The 18982-nt window shown below is 68.4% G+C and carries 12 protein-coding genes and 1 pseudogene; 3 read left to right on the top strand and 10 right to left on the bottom strand.

Annotated elements, in window-relative coordinates; all coding sequences use genetic code 11:
• Nucleotides 1–286 (bottom strand): annotated as a pseudogene (locus RMT89_RS34150) (hypothetical protein); the annotation flags it as partial.
• A gap of 263 nt (nt 287–549) precedes the next feature.
• Between RMT89_RS34150 and RMT89_RS34155 the strand changes: the two are divergent.
• On the top strand, nt 550–711 hold the full coding sequence (locus tag RMT89_RS34155; RefSeq protein ID WP_315887627.1) for an alpha/beta fold hydrolase: 162 nt from the start codon (nt 550–552) through the stop codon (nt 709–711).
• 104 nt (nt 712–815) lie between these two features.
• Here the strand turns inward: RMT89_RS34155 and RMT89_RS34160 are convergent, their stop codons facing one another.
• The 3 genes from RMT89_RS34160 to RMT89_RS34170 all read right to left on the bottom strand — a co-directional run bounded on the left by RMT89_RS34160 (nt 816) and on the right by RMT89_RS34170 (nt 3378).
• Entirely contained in the window at nt 816–959 is a 144-nt protein-coding gene (locus RMT89_RS34160; RefSeq protein ID WP_315887628.1) for a hypothetical protein, read from the bottom strand.
• Nucleotides 960–1139: 180 nt separating this feature from the next.
• A complete protein-coding gene (locus RMT89_RS34165) occupies nt 1140–1637 on the bottom strand; it encodes a peptidylprolyl isomerase (protein WP_315887629.1) in 498 nt (165 codons plus the stop codon).
• Between the two features lie 73 nt (nt 1638–1710).
• On the bottom strand, nt 1711–3378 hold the full coding sequence (locus RMT89_RS34170; RefSeq protein WP_315887630.1) for a glycosyltransferase: 1668 nt from the start codon (nt 3376–3378) through the stop codon (nt 1711–1713).
• A gap of 668 nt (nt 3379–4046) precedes the next feature.
• On the opposite strand from RMT89_RS34170, the gene RMT89_RS34175 reads away from it, so the two are divergent.
• A complete protein-coding gene (locus RMT89_RS34175; protein ID WP_315887631.1) occupies nt 4047–4649 on the top strand; it encodes a DUF6879 family protein in 603 nt (200 codons plus the stop codon).
• Nucleotides 4650–4659: 10 nt separating this feature from the next.
• On the opposite strand, the gene RMT89_RS34180 is transcribed toward RMT89_RS34175, so the two are convergent.
• Both RMT89_RS34180 and RMT89_RS34185 read right to left on the bottom strand, forming a co-directional pair.
• Nucleotides 4660–4893: a DUF397 domain-containing protein gene (locus RMT89_RS34180; protein ID WP_315887632.1), complete on the bottom strand. Its 234-nt coding sequence runs from the start codon at nt 4891–4893 to the stop codon at nt 4660–4662.
• Complete coding sequence (locus RMT89_RS34185) at nt 4890–5738, bottom strand: helix-turn-helix transcriptional regulator (protein WP_315887633.1); 849 nt, start codon at nt 5736–5738, stop codon at nt 4890–4892. The genes RMT89_RS34180 and RMT89_RS34185 overlap by 4 nt, the downstream gene beginning before the upstream one ends.
• Before the next feature lie 210 nt (nt 5739–5948).
• Here RMT89_RS34185 and RMT89_RS34190 point away from each other — a divergent pair, with 210 nt between their 5' ends.
• Nucleotides 5949–6596, top strand: coding sequence for an ATP-binding protein (locus RMT89_RS34190; protein ID WP_399498534.1), 648 nt, complete (start codon nt 5949–5951; stop codon nt 6594–6596).
• A 133-nt stretch (nt 6597–6729) separates the two neighbouring features.
• Here the strand turns inward: RMT89_RS34190 and RMT89_RS34195 are convergent, their stop codons facing one another.
• The 4 genes from RMT89_RS34195 to RMT89_RS34210 are packed head-to-tail and all read right to left on the bottom strand — an operon-like array spanning nt 6730 to nt 18492.
• A complete protein-coding gene (locus tag RMT89_RS34195; RefSeq protein ID WP_315887635.1) occupies nt 6730–8586 on the bottom strand; it encodes a DUF1998 domain-containing protein in 1857 nt (618 codons plus the stop codon).
• Nucleotides 8583–11828: a helicase-related protein gene (locus tag RMT89_RS34200; protein ID WP_315887636.1), complete on the bottom strand. Its 3246-nt coding sequence runs from the start codon at nt 11826–11828 to the stop codon at nt 8583–8585. The genes RMT89_RS34195 and RMT89_RS34200 overlap by 4 nt, the downstream gene beginning before the upstream one ends.
• The gene (locus RMT89_RS34205) at nt 11825–13738 is read right to left on the bottom strand and encodes a UvrD-helicase domain-containing protein (protein WP_315887637.1); all 1914 of its coding nucleotides are present in this window, start codon (nt 13736–13738) and stop codon (nt 11825–11827) included. The genes RMT89_RS34200 and RMT89_RS34205 overlap by 4 nt, the downstream gene beginning before the upstream one ends.
• Complete coding sequence (locus RMT89_RS34210; RefSeq protein ID WP_315887638.1) at nt 13735–18492, bottom strand: sacsin N-terminal ATP-binding-like domain-containing protein; 4758 nt, start codon at nt 18490–18492, stop codon at nt 13735–13737. The genes RMT89_RS34205 and RMT89_RS34210 overlap by 4 nt, the downstream gene beginning before the upstream one ends.
• Nucleotides 18493–18982 lie beyond the last annotated feature (490 nt).

Consider the following 18982-nt stretch of genomic DNA (forward strand, 5'->3'; position numbering starts at 1 on the left):
CGACGAAGAGCAGCCCCCACCCGTACAGCGCGCACGCGCCCGCGCCGCCGACGAAGAGCAGCCCCCACCCGTACAGCGCGCACGCGCCCGCGCCGCCGACGAAGAGCAGCCCCCACCCGTACAGCCCCCACCCGTACAGCGCGCACGTGCCCGCGCCGCAGAGGGCGGCGAGCCCGCGGAGCAGCCCGGCGCGCCCGCTGTCGGCGAGGGTGGTGCCGCCGTAGCCGAGGAGCCCGACGGCCGTGACGGCGGCGATGACGACGAACAGCAGGATCAGCCAGAACATCCGCAGAGTCCAGCAGGCCGGGGGAGGGGTGGCTGTGGTGGAGCCCACAATTCCGGGTCCAATTGGCCGGCGGGGAGCGACGGTTGCGGGCGACGCTGAGCCCGCGCCGAACGACCGACCCCCGAAGGCGGACCAGACTCGACACCGGCCGAAGCAGCCCTGACGACCTCCGACGGCACCCGCATCGCCTACCCCGACCACGACGCCGCCGCCCTCGGCCCCGTGGTCCTCCTCCTGCACGGCCTGGCAGGCCAGCGGGGCGAATGGGCGACCTGACGACCCGCCTGCGCGCCGACGGCCACCGCGTGGTGACGTACGACGCCCGAGGCCATGGCGCAAGCACGCGCCGCCCGACGACGGTCTCCCGAGAGGCGTGCACGGCGGACGCGGCGGCGCTGCTCGAACACCTGTCACTGCCCCCGTAACCCTGATCGGCCAGCCCCTGGGCGGTCATACGGCCCTACGGCTGGTGGCCACGGGTGGACCGGGACGTGATGGTGGAAGTGATCACGGACCCGACGAGACGCGACTACTGGCCGCAGTGGGCGAGTACGACGGCCCCGGCCCTGGTCATCCGGGGCGAGAACGGCCGGCTACCGGAGCGCGAGTTCCAGGTCATGGCCACCGCGCCCGCGGCCGCACCGAGCTGCGCACGATCGCTTCGGCGGGGCATGACGTGCATCTGGGTCAGCCGGGGGGACTGCACGCGGCGACAAGGGAGTTCCTTGACCTCAACCGAACCCGAGGTTCAACGTTGACGCACGCGGGCGGCGGCGGGAACCTGCCTGAGTGACGACACGAGAAGGCCGGGGCGATGGCGTACGCCCCGGCCGTCGACGATGACTCCCGCTCGTCAGAGCTGACCCGACTCCGCGATGGTGATCTTCGCCGAGGTCGCGCCGCTCTGGGAGCCCAGCGACTCGATCTTCTTCACGAGCTGCATGCTCGCCTCGTCGGCGACCTCGCCGAACACCACGTGCTTGCCGTCCAGCCAGCCCGTCACGATGGTGGTGATGAAGAACTGGGAGCCGTTGCTGTTCGGGCCGGCGTTGGCCATCGAGAGCAGGCCCGGGCGGTCGTGCTTGAGCTTGAAGTTCTCGTCGGCGAACTTCTCGCCGTAGATGCTCTTGCCGCCGGTGCCGTTGCCCCTGGTGAAGTCACCGCCCTGGAGCATGAACTCCGGGATGACACGGTGGAACGAGGACCCGGCGTAGCCGAAGCCCTTCTCGCCGGTGGCGAGGGCGCGGAAGTTCTCCGCGGTCTTCGGGACGACGTCGTCGAAGAGGTTGAAGTTGATGCGCCCGGCGGGCTGGTCGTTGATGGTGATGTCGAAATAGACCTTGGTCGTCATACCCCCCATCCTGCACCCTCCCGCATGCCGCCGCGCCCACGGGCTGCCCGTAGACGTCCGATCGTGCGTCCGATCACGGTTTGCGGCTCCACGGATCCGTCCGCCGGGCCAGCCTCCTCACCCTGCGCCGCGCGCGGGGTGGCAGGTGGCGGAGAAGCGTGGTGGTGGCGCGACGGAGGTCGGGGGAGGTCGTCGTACGGAGGAGGAGGCGGTGGTGGAGGGCCGTGCTGCCGGTCGGGCCCACCGCCAGCCGGAGCTGGGCTTCGCGGTGTGTTGTCGTCGCGATGATCAGGCGGCCGGGGCTGCCCACCGCCACCGTCTCCGGGCGAGGGCGGTCGGCCTCCAGCACCACGCGCGCCCTTCTCCCCACCCCCAGCAGCTGGGCGCTCGCCCAGACCAGGTGGGTGCCCGGCGGCAGGGGGTCGCCCGCTGCCAGTGTCAGGGGGTCCAGGACCGTCGTTCCGGAGAGCACGACTCGGTGGCGGCCCGTGCCTGCCGGTTCCGTGCGTGGTGTCAGGTCCTCGGCCGGGTACCACCACTGGCCGCGGGCCGTGTCGTGGGTCAGGAGTTCGCCGTCGGCGTGGGCCAGCGGGTCCCGGACCTCCCAGTCCTCGGCGCCCTTGATGCCGTCGAGGAGGCCGGGATCCAGGTAGAGGCGGCCGTGGCGTTCGTGGAGTGTGAGGGGTTCGCCGTCCGGGCGGAGCATGTCGAGTGTCGTGGTGATGTGGAGGCGGCCCCGGGACCAGTGGATGTCGTCCACCGCCAGGCGGGGTTTGACGGCCTTCACCCTGCGCGCCAGCTCGATCAGCGAGTCCAGCTGGCCCTCCTCCAGCAGCGTCGCCCTCAGGCGGGAGATCGCGGGCAGGCCCTCCCGTACGCCCGGCGGGAAGCTGTCGAGGGCCATACGGCGGACGATGGTGAAGTAGCGGTCCAGGGCCTCGCCCGTACGCTGCAGAACTCTCGGCTCGGTCACCGGACGAAGGAGTTCCACCCGGTACGAGCGGCGCAGGAGGTGGTCCCGGAGCGGGCCCGGGTCCGTGCCCTCCTTCACCGCCTCCACCACCTGGCGCAGATGGCCGTAGTACGTCTCCGGAGTCGTCGCCGACGAGCTGGTGTTGGCGCCGTCCTCGCGGCGGTTCCAGACGTAGCAGGGCGTGGAGAGGATCGAGACCGTCTTGGCGCGCACATAGGCGCGGGCCATGAACAGCTGGTCCTCCAGGCGGACCCGGCCCTCGGGGAACTCGATGCCGTGGTCGAGGAGGAAGGCCCGGCGGAACATCTTGTGCGGGGTCAGGCTCTCGAAGAGCGGGGCGTCGGCGGCGGTGCAGCGGTCCACCGTGCGCTTGAAGACCCTGCTGGGGGGTGCCATCGTGCCGACCACCCGGCCCAGGACGATGTCCGAGTCATTGCGCGCCGCGAGGCGGTACAGGTTCTCCAGGGCCCCTGGGGTCAGCTCGTCGTCCTGGTCCACGAATTGGACGTACTCCCCCCGGGCCTGGCGGACTCCGACGTTGCGGGGTTTGCCCGGCCAGCCGGAGTTCTCCTGGTGGAACACCCGTACGTGCGGATGCCGTGCCGCCAGCCGGTCCAGACGGGCTCCGGAGCCGTCGGTCGAGCCGTCGTCGACGTACACGATCTCGTACGCCTCGCGGCCGATGCTCTGGTCGAGGAGGGAGGGGGCGCAGCGGTCGAGGTAGTCGCCCGCGTTGTGGACGGGCACGACGACACTGACCTTGAGCATGGCTTCCCCCGGGGGTTCACCTACGGTTCATCTGTACGTAGGTGACACGTTATGTCAGGTTGTGGGGGAGTGGCGCGCTGTCGCGTCCGAGGTGAGCCGGCCAACCGCGACATACCGCCTGTCATCAGAACGTCGTGGTTCGCGAAGAGCGAGCTGAGTTCGAAGCGTCGCCGGATCCGCGCTGTCCACATCGCGCCCGGCAGGTCCGTGTACGCGTTGACCATCCGAGCGCGAAGTGCCTGGGTGAGGATCCAACGTGCGCGATCCCCGTCACTGACCCGTCCTCCCATGCTGAGCGCCAGGCGCCACAACTCGTCTCCGTCGCTGTTCTCGTCGACCACGGCGACGACCCCGATGTCTCCCAGGATGGCGTCCCGCCGGGTGGTGTAGCCGATCAACGGACCGGAACTCGCAGGTCACGCCGGGTACTTCGACCGGCTGAGGCACTCCCCGCGCCTGACCGGGCCACTTCGCGTGCCGCGCCAACGGAGAGATCATCGCGAGCCAGGTACCGGAAGGCGAAGCGCATGATCGCTTACACCACCTCGCGGGACGCGACCTCTCCCAGTCCCCGCACGAGCTTCCGGGCCATGCCAAGGGCATCCCGGACAACGAGGCCGTGATCCGTATCCCTGCCAGGATGGTGCCCATGATCAGGGAGGCGTGCGATGCCGTCGAACGTTCCAACGGCGTTCAGTGACCTCCTGGCCGCGTGCACACGATCGGCCGTCCACCTGGAGATGCGCGACTGCTACGCGGTCGACTACGAGAAGGGCCCTTTCGCGGACTGGCGCGCCGGACACCGCCGTGACCCCGTAGACCGGACCTCGTGGTGGCGACCGTGGCTCGACCTCGTACAGGAGACCGTGAACCGGGGCGTCGTCATCCGGCGGGCGCGCATCGTCTCAGAGCCTGTCAGCGAGTACACCCGCTTCCTCTACGACGGCACGTTCACCAACGTCGCCGCCGGCGAAGCGGTCCGCCCGGCACAGCTCGGCCATCTCCTCACAGCGGGAGCCCTGCCCCAGGTATTCCTCGGCATCATTCCGTCGGCGGCTCGTGATCGGTCCAATTGGCCCCGGGAGACGTTCCACGTCTACGACGACAAACTCGTGTCGGTGGAACTGGTCTCAGCTCAGGTAAGGATCACCCAGCCCTCGGAGATCGATCTGTATCTGAAGGCTTTCGAGCAGCTCAGGGGTATGGCGGTCTACGGAGCGGAGGCGCGGGTCCTGATCCTCAGGGCGATAGCGGTGCTGGACGGTTCGTGACCGAGGATGTTTAGCGGTCGCGTCCTGCAGATATCTCGAACTGATCCTTTTCAACCGCATGTATGAAGGACTGCCAAGGCCCGCGGGTGAAGGTGACCACAGGCCCCCGCGCCGTCTTGGAGTCGCGCACACGGGCGCGGTCGTCGCTCAGCGCACACTCAACGCATTCGCCCCCGGCGCCGTTGCTGTACGACGAGGTGAACCACCCGGGGCCGTCGAGTTCGCCGGACACTGCACTGCTCACTTTGCGTATTCCTTCAAGATTGATTCGATCAACTGGGTCGAGCGCTGAGGGCTCAAGGCCGCTGCCCGTAGGCCGTCGAACGCCCTGGTGTACTCACGAACATGATGCTCGCCTTCCAGGTACACGGCGTCGGTGATGCCGTCCCGGTACACGATGTCCGGATCTTCCGGGGCGGGGAAGCCCAGCATGGTGAATGAGCCGGTGGCCGGATAGGTGCCCGAGTCGAAAGGCAGAACCTGCAAAGTCACGGTGGGCGACTCGGCGGAATCCAGGACGCGTTCCAGCTGATCCCGCATCACCCCGCGGTCTCCGATGACGTGACGCAGGGCGCCTTCGCTCACGATGAACCAGGCATCGGGAGCATCGGGCCGCGCCAGCATGGCTTGGCGCTCCATGCGCACGCGTACAGCCCTGGCGATGTCCTTCGAGGACATGTGCGCGCCGGTCTTGTGGAGTTCGCAGGCGTACGGCTCTGTCTGCATGAGGCCGGGGATCAGCTCGCACTGGTACTGGCGGAATGTGGTCGCGTCCTGTTCCAGGCCGATGTAGATGTTGAACCACTCGGGGACGCCTGTGCCGTGCAATTGCCACCAGCCGCGCACCTTTGCCTGACGGGCCAATGACTTGAGGAACTCACGCAGCTCGTCGCTGGTGCCGTAGAACCGACACAGGGCGTCGATGTCCGACGGTTGGACCCGACCGCTCCCCGTCTCCATCCGGTTGACCTTCGAGCCGCTCCAGTCCAGGGCCTCGCCGACCTGGGCGCAGGTCAGTGAGCTTTTCTCGCGGAGCTTCTTCAGCTCGATGGACAGGCGACGACGGCGTGCCGTCGGTGAACCGGCCATCCCAACCCTCTTTCAGATAGCGGGCGTTCAGTCTTGCGCCAAGGGGTGTGATTGCCAATCACTCATAAGTGGGAATCCCTCGCTGCACATTGCATAGCGGGATGGGACTCCATCACCCTGAGTGCAACGCATCGTGAGTATCCGTAACGCTCCGCGGCTGTGGCGGAGTCGACTGCGAGGAGAGGGGCCCTTGTGACCCATGAAGCGTGCATGTCGCGAAAGCCCTGGGACCTGGCCTTCACCGCCGAGCCTGCGGAAGTGGCTGCTCTGCGCCGCGTCATGCGGCTGCATCTGGGGATCTGGGGATTGCACGGCACGGTCGACCATGCCCAGTTGTGTATGAGCGAGTTGGTCACCAACGTCATCACCCACACCGGTCACGGCACACCGGCCACGCTGGCCGTCTCCATGAGCGGCACACATCTGCGTATCGAAGTCCACGACCCCGACACGCGCGCCCTTCCCACGCTTCTCGATGCGGACCCCGAGTCGGAGGGCGGCAGGGGAATGGCTCTGGTGGACGCGGTCGCCGACCGCTGGGGTGTCCAGCTTCGGCCCGATCGGAAGGTCACCTGGTGCGAGTTGGCGACAGGACTTTCCACGCCGAACGGTCATGTGGACAGTCCTGGCGTATTGCGCGCCGAAGCCTTACTGGGCGTCTACGCGTCCGTGAAACGGCCCCGTCGGCCGGGATCGCAACGACTTGCCTCGGGCATGGCGGAGGACGCCGCGATCGCGGCCATTGCGGACTTCCTCCACTGGCTTCGAGTGCACGGCTATGACGCGGATGACGCGTTGGATCGTGCACAGACCCACTTCGAGGTGGAGGCGGGCGCCACAGGAGGAGGGGTGGGGTGAGGCATTGCTCGTGAGAGACCGCATGCAGGATGCGGGGACTGGGAGCGGAGAGTCAGCTACCGCGCCGGTCCCGTCCCGCATCCATTGCAGGGCTTCGATCCGCGCACTTTGCCCTCCGGACATCCGGACGTCATTAGCCCAGTGTCTTCGCGAAGAACCCCAGGTTCGGATCGTCCGGGGTACCGACGAGCAGCGCGCGGTCGAGCAGGATGTTGTTGTGCTCGCAACTCGTCTCGGGCAGCATCGCGCAGGCGTGGCAGGCGGCCAGGTTCGCACCCGCGGACCGTGCCTCGACGCACAGTGGGTCGGCCGAGCACCAAGTGGCGCGCCGCAGTGCCGAGCGGAGTGCCTGGGTCAGGCGGTCGGGCTCGCCCTGGGCCACCACCCCGCCGAGACTGCCGGCGGAGTCACTGGTCGCCGTGTAGACGAGGATCCCGGCCATGTCGGCATCGGTGTACAGCCGCTCGCGGAGCGCCGCCGCGGGGTAACCGGCCTCCAGGCTCCACTGGTTGATCAGCACGTGCGCCAGGGTGTGCAGGAGCACCATGCGGGGCGTCGCCGGCGAAGGAGGTGCGTCCGCGGGGTCGGTGGCACGCTCCCTCAGCATGCGGTCGTGGTTGGTGCGCATGCGCTCCACGCGGGCGGCCACCGCCACCTGCCGAGCCCAGTCGTCCAGCCGGTTCTCGTCGAGGCGTACGAAGACGCCCTCGCCGTGCACCTCCATGGCCGGGAGCCAATCGATCGGCGACAGGGACAGGGGCGCCTCGTGGCCCTCGGAACTGGACTCCGGGTCCGCGATGCGCGTGAACGCCTTGAGCGCCCGCACCTCGCGGAGCCGCTTCACCAGCATGGGCCTCTCCACGCCGAACGGCGTGAGGACAGCCGGGTCGGTGACCGGCGGTTCGCACACGAACTGTTCGGCGCGCCCCTTGTCCCGCAGATCGTTGCCGGCGCACAGCCGCTCGTACTCCTGGCGCCGCAGCGCCCGGTATCGGTTCGCCGCACTCGCGTCCGCGGCGCCTTCCTCGGCCGGATCCTCCGCCTGTTCGGCCTCCAGCAGGGCCATGACGGCGTCGAGCGTGACCGAGTCGTCGTCCTGGAAGGCCCCCATGAGGTAGCCCTCGATCTTCTCGCGGGACGAAAGCGAACGCAGACGCTCCCAGTGGCCGGCCAACTTGTCGGCGAGACCGTCGCTCCACGGAGGGATGGACAGAGCGGATTTCAGCACCGGCTGCCATACCGCCGAAGAGCCGCGCTGGAGCGTACGGGGCGCCTCCGTGCAGAACTCGGCGGGCGCGTCCTTGAGCCAGGGCCGCCTGCCCTCGCAGCGCACCCCGAGGTCGGTCAGGGCCGAACGGCGGAAGGCACCTTCCATGGACACCTCCGACACACCGCAGGTGCACGAGATGAGGATGGAGCGCAGGGAGGCACTCTGGCCGGAGAACCGCATGCGCATCTCGCCGCCGCAGTGCCCGGTGGCACCTTCCTCGCGATTCCTGCGGTGCAGCCACTTCCAGTACGGGAAGTCGTCGAGATGCCCGTCCTCGCAGGCCATGACGAACCGGGACGGCACGAGAGGCTCGTCGTCGCAGGCGGTGCAGACGTTCTTGCCCGGGGGCGGGTTGAAGCCTCGCACTGGCTGGAGGGACTGACACTTCGGACACGAGTGCCACAGCGGGAACCGCCGCACGCGCACGCCGTCCTTGCTCGTGTCCTCGGAGGCCGGAGGCAGCCGGAAGTGGCGCACGCCGAGGACCCGGGCGAGGCGGTGCTCGTAGATGATGGGTGCCTCGCCGAGAGGCCAGGTCCGGTAGGCGTCGTCGATGCCGGAGACGATGAACGACTCGTTGTCGACGGCGATCAGCGACCCGACCCCGTACGTGGTGATCATCTGGGAGCGGCGGACCGATCCTCGGCGGGGCAGGGCCAGACGAGGTGCGGCCGAGCCGCTGTCGGCGCCACGGCGGCGACGCTCGCGGGGCGGGGTCATCGGGAAGCCTCCAGGAAGAGAGCGGACTCGGCGTCGACGTCGCGCAGGCTCCACAGGGTGGACCAGGCGTCGTTGTCCGGGGACTCGTCGTCGTACGGCTTGAGCAGGGCGGGGGTGAGGTTGCCGGGAATGGGCTCGTACAGCAGACCGCCATGACCCCTGGCCATCTCCTCCCACCAGTCGACGAACTCGTCGAACGCGTCGGAGGTGTCCTGCAGCTCCTCGCCGGCGACCTGGGAGACGCGATCCGTCAGCAGCGGCTTGATCTCGGCGTACAGGCGATCCACGTACGTGTCGATCCGGCCGGCGGCGTCGTTCTCACGGGCCTCGGGGATGAGGATGCGAACCAGCGCCACGACGACGGCGTGCAGGCCGCGGTCGCGCGACCGGGCGGAGAACGGCGTCACGGACGTCGACTCCACCTCGCGGTAGAGGGCGGAATGGAAGTGCAGGAAGCTCTCGTAGTGCGAACGGTCCCGAGCCCGGGCGGAATTGAGCATGACGGCCACCAGTCCCGGATGGGCACGGCCCACGCGGCTGGTGGCCTGGATGTACTCCGCCGTGGTCTGGGGCTGGCCCATCACCGCCATCAAGCCGAGACGGTCCACGTCGACGCCGACCGCGATCATGTTGGTGGCAAGGAGGACGTCACGGACGTCGCGATCCGGGTACCGCTTCTCGATCTCCTTGAGGCGGGCGGGGATCAGACTCGCGTCCACCCGACTCGTGAGCTCCGAGTAGCGGTTCGAGGGGCGTACGTTGCTGCCATCGCGTTCGGCGAGCAGCCGCAGGTAGTCCTCGACGTCGTCGTTCACCTGGAGTTCGGCCGCCGACAGCAGACGAAGGCTGTTGAAGTAGCCGACGAGCGTCCAGTACGCATCCCGGACCTCGTCGCTCGTCTCCGCACACCCGGCCTGATGCAGCAGGGCCGCGTACGTGCGGATGAGGAGGGTGGACTGGCTCGTGCCGGGAGCGAGCAGGCCCACGTAGCGGCGAGTGGCCTTGACCTTGCGGTCGGTTTCCACGGCGAACCAGGAGTCCCGCGCGTCCAGACCCGCCGGCGGGAATTGACGTACGTCCCGGTCGAAGAGGTTGCGTCCCTGGTCGGACGCACGGCGGATGGTCGCCGTGGAGGCGATCACCTTCGGTCGGTCGGCGAGGGCGTCGACAGCCGTCTCGTACAGGCCGGTCAGTGTGCCCAACGGACCGGAGATCAGGTGGAGTTCGTCCTGGACGATCAGCTCCGGGGGTGGGGTCCCGTCGCCGCCGCGGTCGCGGTTGAAAAGCGCGGCTGTCTGCTTGCGCCACGGCATGGAGGCGAACTTGTCCACGGTCGCGATGACGAGAGTGGGGCGAGCCTTGTAGACGGTCTGGTCCACCAGGTGCACGGGCAGACCGGAGGCGAAGTCGCAGTTGGCACCGGGGCAGCGGACGTCCATACGTACGTCGTCCTCGTCCACCGTGTAGTTGTGGGCATCCAGTGCCGTCCCGCACCAGGGGCAGGCGTGGAGCTGCACCGGGTTCTCCGTCTGCAGGTTCTGTCCACCGCGCAGCTTCAGCAGCTTGCCCGAGGCGGTCTTCAGGTCGTTGGGCGTGGCCGACTTGCCGACCCACATCCCGATGGAGATTCCCTCGTGGCCCAAACGGTCGGGGTCGGCCCGACGCATCGACTCCATCGCGCAGATGAGGATCGTGGCGCGCTCGAACTGCTGGAGGGTGAGCAGGCGCAGCGTGTACCGCATGAGCACGGTGACACCGCCGCCGTCGGCCCCGCGGCGCAGTCGACGCAGGAACGTGGTGAAGGCGATCAGGCCGAGGTAGGCCTCGGTCTTTCCACCACCGGTGGGGAACCACAGCAGATCCGAGATCCTGCGGTCGGGGTGCTTCGGGTCGTCGATGCCGCAGAGGCACAGCAGCATGAACGCGATCTGGAACGGCCTCCAGCGCTGCACCGAGAGGTCGGGCATGCCCTGACGTCCGCTCTTTACCCAGGCGCTGCGCGCACGCTGCTCCGCCATCGCCCGGTTGGCCAGCCGGAAGGCCTCCATGACGTCCGGCTTGTCCGTCAGGATCCGGATGCCCTCGCGCATGCGGCCGAGGGCCTCGCGGCAGACGTCGAGCTGTGCGTGAGCCGCGTCCTCGTAGGGGGTTCCGGTGAGGGCGGCGGCCTCCGAGGCCTTGGCCTCGATCCACTGTTCGTAACCGAGAGCCAGTCCGCGCAGCGCGGCAAGGACTTCGGTGTCGGGATTCTCGGCAAGTCCGAGCATGCCGAGTGCCGAGCTGTCGATCTCCGGGTTGGAGTCGGTCAGCAACACCTCGTGCGTGGGCAGGAACTCGGAGCGGATCTCGCTTATCCCGGCAGGCTCTATGTCGGTCAGACCGACCGACGGGGGAGTCCAGTCCCAGTGGGCGGAGCAGCCGTGACCCACCGCGAAGGTGGGGGCGTGGCGGTACAGCAGGCGGCTCGCGGCCAACTCGGTGTCATCGGAGGACACATCAGGAGTTCGTTCGACGAAGGCGGACGTGCCGTTGGACGCCCTGATCCGGAGACCTGGCTGGAACAAGGCGAACGCGTCCTGGAGCTCCCGCTCTCCAACGGCCTGCGCGTTGATCAACGTCACCGTGACAGTGACCGTGCCGGTCGACGGGTCCGCCGGTCGGACGAGGACATGCAGCTTCACCTCGTCGGGGACGAGGTCCTTCGTCCGAACCCCAGGCTCCGTGACGTCGACCGGTGTATCCGGCAGCTCCAGCTCCCTGCGCCGCCAGCGCTCGCGTTGATCGACCGTGGTCCTGGCCTCCGCACGGCGGGCTGCCACCGTCCGGCCCTCGGCGTCCACAGGGACATACACAGCGGCTCGCGCGGAGACCACGATCTCGGAGCTGATCCCGGGCGCCACGGCGAAGGTGAGGCCCATGGCCGACGGGCGACGGTCACCGGAGACCGGCGGTTCGAAAGTGGCGCCGCTGTCCTCGGAACTGTCTTTGCCGACCAAGGGGGACTCGTTCGGATCCTCCTGCTCGGCGGCGTCCTCCTCCTGGCGCCGACGAGCCTCGCTGTCGGCGGCCCGGGGGAACAACACACCGATCGGGTAACGGGTGATCGGAGCGTCCTGGGTGAGGACCTCGACCGGATCGTCACCTGCCTCCACGTCCGGTCCGAGTAGCTCGCGGCGCAGCCGCGCGACCAGTTCCTCACGGACCCGGTAGTGCTCGGCGTGCGGGTTGGTCCCGTGCGTCATACGTGTTCCTCCCCGGCGCGTTCGCCGCGTCGATACCTTCCGATTCCGGTGATCCGAGGGGCGATCCACACCCCGTTGCCGCCGAGCCCGGCGTTGGAACCGGCCGCTGTGCTGCCCGCGACCGTCTCCAGGACGTCCACGCGCAGGCCCACCATCTCGGTGGGCCACGTCACATCCCACGAGCGCGAGATCACCTCCACCGCGTACAGGTCACGGCGGAAGCGCTCGGAGACCTCGCCGACTACCCGGTCGCGGTGGACCAGGTCGTACGGCGGGCTCTGGTCCGGGCCTGCGGGAAGGACGTGACGCATACGCAGCGTCATCGCGTCACCAGGCCGCACCTGCTCCAGCAGGTAGGCCTGCGTCCCTGCGGCATCCATGTCGCCATCGGGAGAGCCAGGAGGGTTCTCTCGGTGGACATCGCCGGGCAGGAACTGGATGCCGTAACGCTCGTACTTCTTCCAACCGCCCAGGTACCAGCGTCCGGTGGCGCGGTGGCGCCGTATGCGGGAAGTGTCCGGGCCCGTCACGTGGTAGAGGTCCTCGCGGGTTCGTGTCATGGCCACGTACAGGGCCCGCGCCTCGGCAGGGACGTCCAGGTCCTCGTGGGCCTTACGCAGCTCGGCGACGGAGGAGGGCATCAGCAGAAGCACCCGGTCGTACTCCAGGCCCTTGGCCCGATGGACCGTCGAGACGATCAGCCGTGCCGTCTCCGGGTCGACCAGTTCCTCGGGGAACCGCCCGCTCGCCACCAGACGCCCTACGGCGGCGACGTCGACGTGGCCACGGCCGGCGCGGCGGGTCGCCGCCCGCAACGACCGCCAGCATCGTCGCGGCTCAACGCCCGCAGGCAGCGGGATCTCACCGAGCAGCTCCAGGAACCGGGGCTCCGTGAGCGTGGACGACTCGGCCCGGCGCACCAGCTCGGCGACCCAGTACGGAACCGGTCGGTCCTGCAACGAACGCTTCAGCGCGTGCTCCACCCCGTGTTTGTGGAGGAGTTCGGAGACAGCGAGCGCCTGCCGGTTGTCGCGAGTCAGGATCGCGCAGGTGGCGGGGTACGCCTTCAGCATCTCCAGTGTGAACTCGTCGGAGAGATCACCGAGGTTCGGCAGGTCAAGCAGCCGGTCGCGCAACTCGGTGTGAAGGGTTACGGCCGTGGATTGCTGGCCGCCGGCGGAGTCGGCCAGGTTCTGCAGCCGGGGGCCGAGAGCGAGGGCGGTGCGCGCCTCGGCGCTCTTCGCCCGGAAGTTCACGGTCAGGTTGAGCTCGACGAGGTCGTCGTAGGACGTCCTCAGCCATGCGAAGAACCGGTCTGTCTCACCTGCTCGCTCCGTCGGATCCTCGATCTGGAAGCCGTAGATGCCCTGGGCGGAGTCGCCGACCACGGTGAATCCGCACGAACGCTGGAAACGGTCGAGCAGCGTCTCCACCAGGTCCCGCCGGTCACCGACCAGGTCCTGCGCCTCGTCGATCACCACATGTGAGGGCGCCCCGAGTTCACCTGCCTCCAGCGCGCCCTTCTCGATCGCGTCGACGGCCGCCCGGATGCGCTCGTCGAAGCTGCGGGATGCCCACTCCTCGTCCGGGTAGGCGGACACGAGCAGCTGGTACGCCCACGAGTCGAAGGTCTGGACGCGCACCCGGCGGGCCCGGTCGCCGTGTCGCGCGATCCGGTCCCGCAGTTCACGGACAGCGGCGCGAGAGAAGCTCAGGACGAGTATCTCGCCCGCCTCCAGCGCCTCCTCGGGATCCTCGTGACCGACCAGGGCGTCGAGGCGCCGTACCACCGTATGGGTCTTGCCGGAGCCGGCTCCCGCGGTGACCAGGAGGCGGGTGTCCCAAGGGAGGTCGACGACAGCCTGCTGCTCGGCGGTGAGCGGAGGGCTGTCGCCGTAGACGTCGGTCACTTGCTGCTCCACAGGTGCTCGAACTGGGTGAAGGCCAGGGAGGTGTCGAAGTTCTGGATGTTGTCGCTGACGTTGAGGATCAGGCAGGTCTCCTTGCCGCCGTTGAGGGGGCCGCGCAGGCCGCGCCCGATCATTTGCTGGTACACGTTGGGGCTGTACACCGGGCGCGCCACGACGACGGCTCGGGTAGCGGGGGCGTCGAAACCCTGGGTCAGGACGCCGTAGTTGGTGAGGACGCGCGTGCGGCCCATCCGGAAGTCGTCGACGCGGCGCCGGCGGTCGCTGGCCGCGGTGGTGGAGTCGACGGCGGAGGCGGTGATGTTCAGGTCGCGGAGCCTTGCAGCCAGGTACTTGGCGTGGTCGACAGACGTCGCGAACACCAGCACCGGCCAGTCCTCCGGCATGTCCGAGATCTCGGCCAGGATGCGGGCATTGCGGTCGTGGTCGTCGGCCAGCCGTTGCTCGGCCGCCCGGGACAGGAGGCTCAGCTGCTCGGCACGCTGCTTCTCCTCGTGGGTCAGGGTGATCGTGCCGCCCGGCAGGAGACGGTGCTCGACCTGAGCCAGCATGCCGAGCTGCTGCAGCTCGCCGTAGGCGTCGCCGCTCGCGAAGACGCCGTCGTCCAGTCGCCGACCGCCGAACCGATTGATGAGGCGGCGCGTCTCGTCCTGGTTGGTGTTGCGGAACGGCGTCGCGGTGAGGCCCAGCAGATGACGGTCGGTCCGCGAGGCCGTCAAGCCCAGGTGCGTAAGGATCCCGGTGTAGCGGGGCGTGATGGCGGTGTGCGCCTCGTCGACGATGACGAGGGCGGCGTCACGGAGCCAGGCGTAGGCGTCGGCAGCGAGACAGTTCGGCTGCTGGAGCTTGGCGTCCGTAGCGACGACCAGCTGAGGTCGGTCGATGACCGGGCCCGCCTCGTTCGTCGACCACAGCCGATTGATCGCCAGCGGCGTCTCCGCGCCGACCTTCTCCCACACGAACTTCCAGCTCTGCACGGCCTGCTCGCACAACTCCTCGGTCTGCGCGATCCACAGGATCGGCCCGTCCAGCTGCCCCACCTGCTTCACCCAGCGGATCACCGCCTCGGCCGTGACGCGCGTCTTGCCCGCGCCGGTCGGCAGGGACAGCATGCCGCGCAGGGGGACGATCCGGTCCAGCATGGTGAAGACGTTGGCGGCCAGCCGCTCCTGGTAGTCGTGCAGGCGAGGGAAGTGCCGAGGCCCGTCCACGTCGATCCGCGGTTCCAACGACGGCGCCCTGAACCCGGCGAAGGCGTCCGGGAAGCGGAGGTCCGCCACGAAAGCCACCGCCGTGGAGGCACCCGTGAACGACGACGGAGCGTGGCTCGGATAGAGGTGCTGCAGGTCACGGGCGTGGACCTGCAGGACGCTGTCCCCGTGTGCGTTGAACGCCATCTGTGCGATGCGGTAGCCGTCGGGCTCGGATCCGCCGTTCTCCGCACGCTCACCTTCCATCAGACCGGTCGGCAGCCGATCTCGCAGGGCCTCTGCCCCCAGCAGCAGCAGGAGCTTCACCACCACATCGTCGGCCTCACGCACGGCTTTCAGCGCGTTCTTGACCTTCTGGTCCTGCTCCTGACGCTTCTGCGCCTCCAGAACCTGCCGGCAGCCGGACTCTCCCATTCGCCAATGGAGTTCACGGTCCACGGCCATCAGGGCATCGAGCGGACCGGCGGGCTCCAGCACGAGGATCACGGATCCCTGCAGACTGCTGTTCAGCGACTTGGGACGCATCCCATTGGGAGTGCGCGTCACCTCTTCGAGGATCTTGCATCGCTGCAGCGTGTACTGGTCCACCTGCGAACCGCGCAGCTGCCGCAGCGTGGGGTACGCCTCCTTCAGCGGAACCGGCTCGCCTGCCGGCTCATACCTGGTCTCACGGCTGATGACATCGGCGTAGGGCAGCATCCCCCACTGCTTGACGAGCAGCGCGGCGTCCGCGGCCGACGCGGCCAGCAGGGCGGGCCACCGCTCGTTCCTCAGCGTCCGGTACTCCTCCTGCGACGAGGCGACGGCGATCTCGCCGTCCGGGCGCGTGCCCCACTCGTCACCGATGCGACACCGGGTGAGCGTGTCGTCGGTGAAGGCAACCTCCAAGCGGGTCAGCAGCACGTAGGTGTTGCCGACGAAGACGTCGTCCTCGCTCTTCCGGAGCTTCTCCTGGAGCTGGTCCCAGAACGAGTCGGGCACGTCCTCGACGCTCGTGGCCAGTCGCAGCTTTCGGGCCTTTTCGGCGCTGATCTCCGCGACCGGAAGTACGTCGCCGTACGCGGCGAGTTGGGGGCCTACCGCCTCGGCGAGGGGGCGGACTCCCTGCGAGGTCGGGACGAATCCGTGCCGCTTCAGCATCCAGCGCATCGGTGAGGCCACCGCCCGACGCGTGCTGACCTGCGCCCCGATCTGCAGCGTCCAGTTGTCGACGAGTGCGTCCTCGGGCAGCACCTTCAGGAAGTTGGCCCGGGCCTCGTTCGAGAGTTCGGGCAACAGGTGCAACGGTCCGCCGATCGCGGCGCCCTCCAACTTGATCCGGGCCAGCGTCGGACGGGAGGCCTGATCCGGCAGGGTCGCGCAGTACTGCTTGTGCGCGACCTCGCGGTACTGCTCGAACCACGGCTCCTCCTCGGGACGGTGTCCCCCGGTCGGCCTGTCGCGCAGACCCACCTCGCGGAAGAAGGCCATGTCGTCGGAGTGGAAGCGAGTGTCAACGGCGACGGCGGGGTCCGAATCCGGCGTCACGACCGGGCCGGGCAGCAGGCAGTCCCGCATCGGTCGGAAGCGTCCGTCCACGGTGCGCACGTACAGCGTCGACAACGGATCGGGCACTCGCCGGACCACCTCGTGGGACAGGTGGCTGCTGCCGGCCTGGTGGAACAGTTCCCAGAACCGGGTCCACTCCTGCGGGCCGTACGAGGCGAACCCCTGCTCCAGGACACTGACGAAACGGCCTTGGATGTCGGCCTCGCGGATACCGAGCACGGCAAGGGCGCTCGCCAGCGACGGGTCGTCGGACAGGGCCGCATCGATGTAGACAAGGGACTCGCGCAGACCGTCCTGGTCCGTGCGGCGGAACACTTTACCGACGACCGGAGCCACCATGCCGTGCTCCTCGGTCAGCACGATTCGCGCGGAGCGGGCCTCGGTCGCGTACGACGAGGACGATTGGATCATGTCGGCGACGATGCGGACGGCGGTGGCAGAGGCATGGGGGCTGCCGTCGGAGACCAGGGCCTCCAACCACTCCCGCACCGAGGCACGTTCACGCTTGGCGGCCTTGAGGATGTGCTCCACCTTGCCCGAGCGGAGGTCCGTGGCCTCCACGGACGGGTGCAGCCAGTTCGTGGGTCGTCCGGGGTACGAGTTCCACAGCGTCAGCCAACGGACCAGCGACTTGTTGTCCTTGCCGAGCGAGGGGTGGATGTTGAGCTCACGCGGCACCTGCAGCCGGCCGTCCTGGTCCGGCAGCGAGGGACGATGGGCGGTGGCCTCCCAGATCTGTTCCGTGAGGTAGCGGTCGGCCCAGCTGACCGTCTCCGACTCACGGGCACGGCCCGGAAGGAGCGGAAGATACGCCGCCGGGTCCTCGGTGGGTGCCAGCTCGGGCAGGGACTCGACCACCAGCCGGGCGGCGACCCGGATCATCTCCTGGTTGAACGGGGAGGAGTCCAGAAGGTTCTGCCGGTCCTCGTTGGTCTTCCAGGCGCCGTTGAGTATGCCGCTCAGCGTCATCTCGTACTTCGTTGGGAAGAACGACCAGAACCTGCCGCGCCCTTTGGGGGAGGTCAGCAGACCGGTGGTCTCCCTCTCGTACTCGCGCACGGCCCATGAGATGTCCAGGGAGACACGGTCGTGCAGCTCGCCCGCACTGGAACGGGCGGTGAGGGTCGGTTCGTGGGTGAGCGTGAACACTCGCCAGTGACTGGCCGAGGGATGCCGGCCGGGGCGCTCCTCGCGGACGGTGTGCAGCTCCTGATCACGTTCGACGGTGAGGGTCCGCCGCACGACGGGGCGTGGACGGCGATCCTCCAGGATCACCTTGGCGACGTGCGGCGAGAAAAGCTGGAACCCGATCGGGAACTCCTCGCGGCTGCCTGCAGACGGCCCTCCGTGCATGTCCTGGCCGAGCCGTTCGGCGGCTCCGTCGAGCAGCGGGAGGCGGACAACGGTGGTGGCCCAGCTCAGGAGTTCGTCGAGTACGGGATCGGCGGCGCGCTCGGACGCCTCGTCCAACGGGCGTGCCATGCGCAGCACGGGAGCCTCGAACGCCTTGCCGAGGCGGTCCGTGACGCCGGGGACGGCGCGGATCTGGTCGTAGGCCCACTCGCGGTCGAAGCCGAAGGCACCGGAAGAGCTGAAGAACTGGGGGGCGTCGGTCACGACGAGGACGGACTTCACGCCGACTCCGAACCGTCCGATCTGGCCACCGCGCTTGCGCGACATGCTCATCCGGAGAATAGTTTCCGCACCCTCGGGGGTGACGGCGTTTCCCTCGTTGGCGCAGTAGAGATGCTTGTCCGTGAGAACGACGTGCACGGAACCACCGGGCTCGGCGGCGATTTCGTCCGCGGCGTTCTGCACGAGTTCGAAGAGCTGGCGGTCACCGTATCCGCCCTGGGTGATCCGTCTTTCACCGTTCGCGTGTTCCGGAATGAGGCCCGGATCGACCGCGTACGTCTTTAGAACGCGCGAGGACTGCTCGATCACCGTCTTGAGCACGGGCTTGAGTTCGGGAGACACAGGACTCCGATCCTGGGGCGAGGACCTGCTTGGGGGGAGATGACGCTACGTCAGTTGCACTGTGGGCGACTGGTGATGGCATGGACGCGGCTGTGGTGGCTATGGTTCCGGCGGTATGCGGCGGATCTGTCGATAAGCCGGATGTTGCTATCGCTCGGGGCATGACAATCAGGCCTGCGCTTTCCGGGGCGACGAGTCCGCAGGAATGGCGGACGGGAGAGTTGGGGTATGGGACCGGGCGTGCGGAAACCGTTCGCACGCCATTACGCGTAGCACCGTCGCAATGCCGTGAGGGGGAGACGGCACACTTCTACCAGGGCGTCGGAGAAATGTTTCTTCCGAAGCGTGTGGGGCCGCTGGAGAGGGACCGTACTCGGTCAAGTCGCGGGTCCGCAAGGGGGTTTGAGAGGGTGGTCCGCCGAGCAGAAAAGGGGCAATTGGTGGGAATTCGGATAGACCTAGTCGCCGCCACGTCTGCTACCCCAGGATC

This window comes from Streptomyces sp. P17 (assembly GCF_032436805.1).
GTDB lineage: Bacteria > Actinomycetota > Actinomycetes > Streptomycetales > Streptomycetaceae > Streptomyces.

Excerpts from the sequence above, each read along its gene's own strand:
- RMT89_RS34155 (WP_315887627.1), top strand. The coding sequence starts at position 550 with ATGGGCGACCTGACGACCCGCCTGCGCGCCGACGGCCACCGCGTGGTG.
- RMT89_RS34160 (WP_315887628.1), bottom strand. The coding sequence starts at position 959 with ATGCCCCGCCGAAGCGATCGTGCGCAGCTCGGTGCGGCCGCGGGCGCG.
- RMT89_RS34165 (WP_315887629.1), bottom strand. The coding sequence starts at position 1,637 with ATGACGACCAAGGTCTATTTCGACATCACCATCAACGACCAGCCCGCC.
- RMT89_RS34170 (WP_315887630.1), bottom strand. The coding sequence starts at position 3,378 with ATGCTCAAGGTCAGTGTCGTCGTGCCCGTCCACAACGCGGGCGACTAC.
- RMT89_RS34175 (WP_315887631.1), top strand. The coding sequence starts at position 4,047 with ATGCCGTCGAACGTTCCAACGGCGTTCAGTGACCTCCTGGCCGCGTGC.
- RMT89_RS34185 (WP_315887633.1), bottom strand. The coding sequence starts at position 5,738 with ATGGCCGGTTCACCGACGGCACGCCGTCGTCGCCTGTCCATCGAGCTG.
- RMT89_RS34190 (WP_399498534.1), top strand. The coding sequence starts at position 5,949 with ATGTCGCGAAAGCCCTGGGACCTGGCCTTCACCGCCGAGCCTGCGGAA.
- RMT89_RS34195 (WP_315887635.1), bottom strand. The coding sequence starts at position 8,586 with ATGACCCCGCCCCGCGAGCGTCGCCGCCGTGGCGCCGACAGCGGCTCG.
- RMT89_RS34200 (WP_315887636.1), bottom strand. The coding sequence starts at position 11,828 with ATGACGCACGGGACCAACCCGCACGCCGAGCACTACCGGGTCCGTGAG.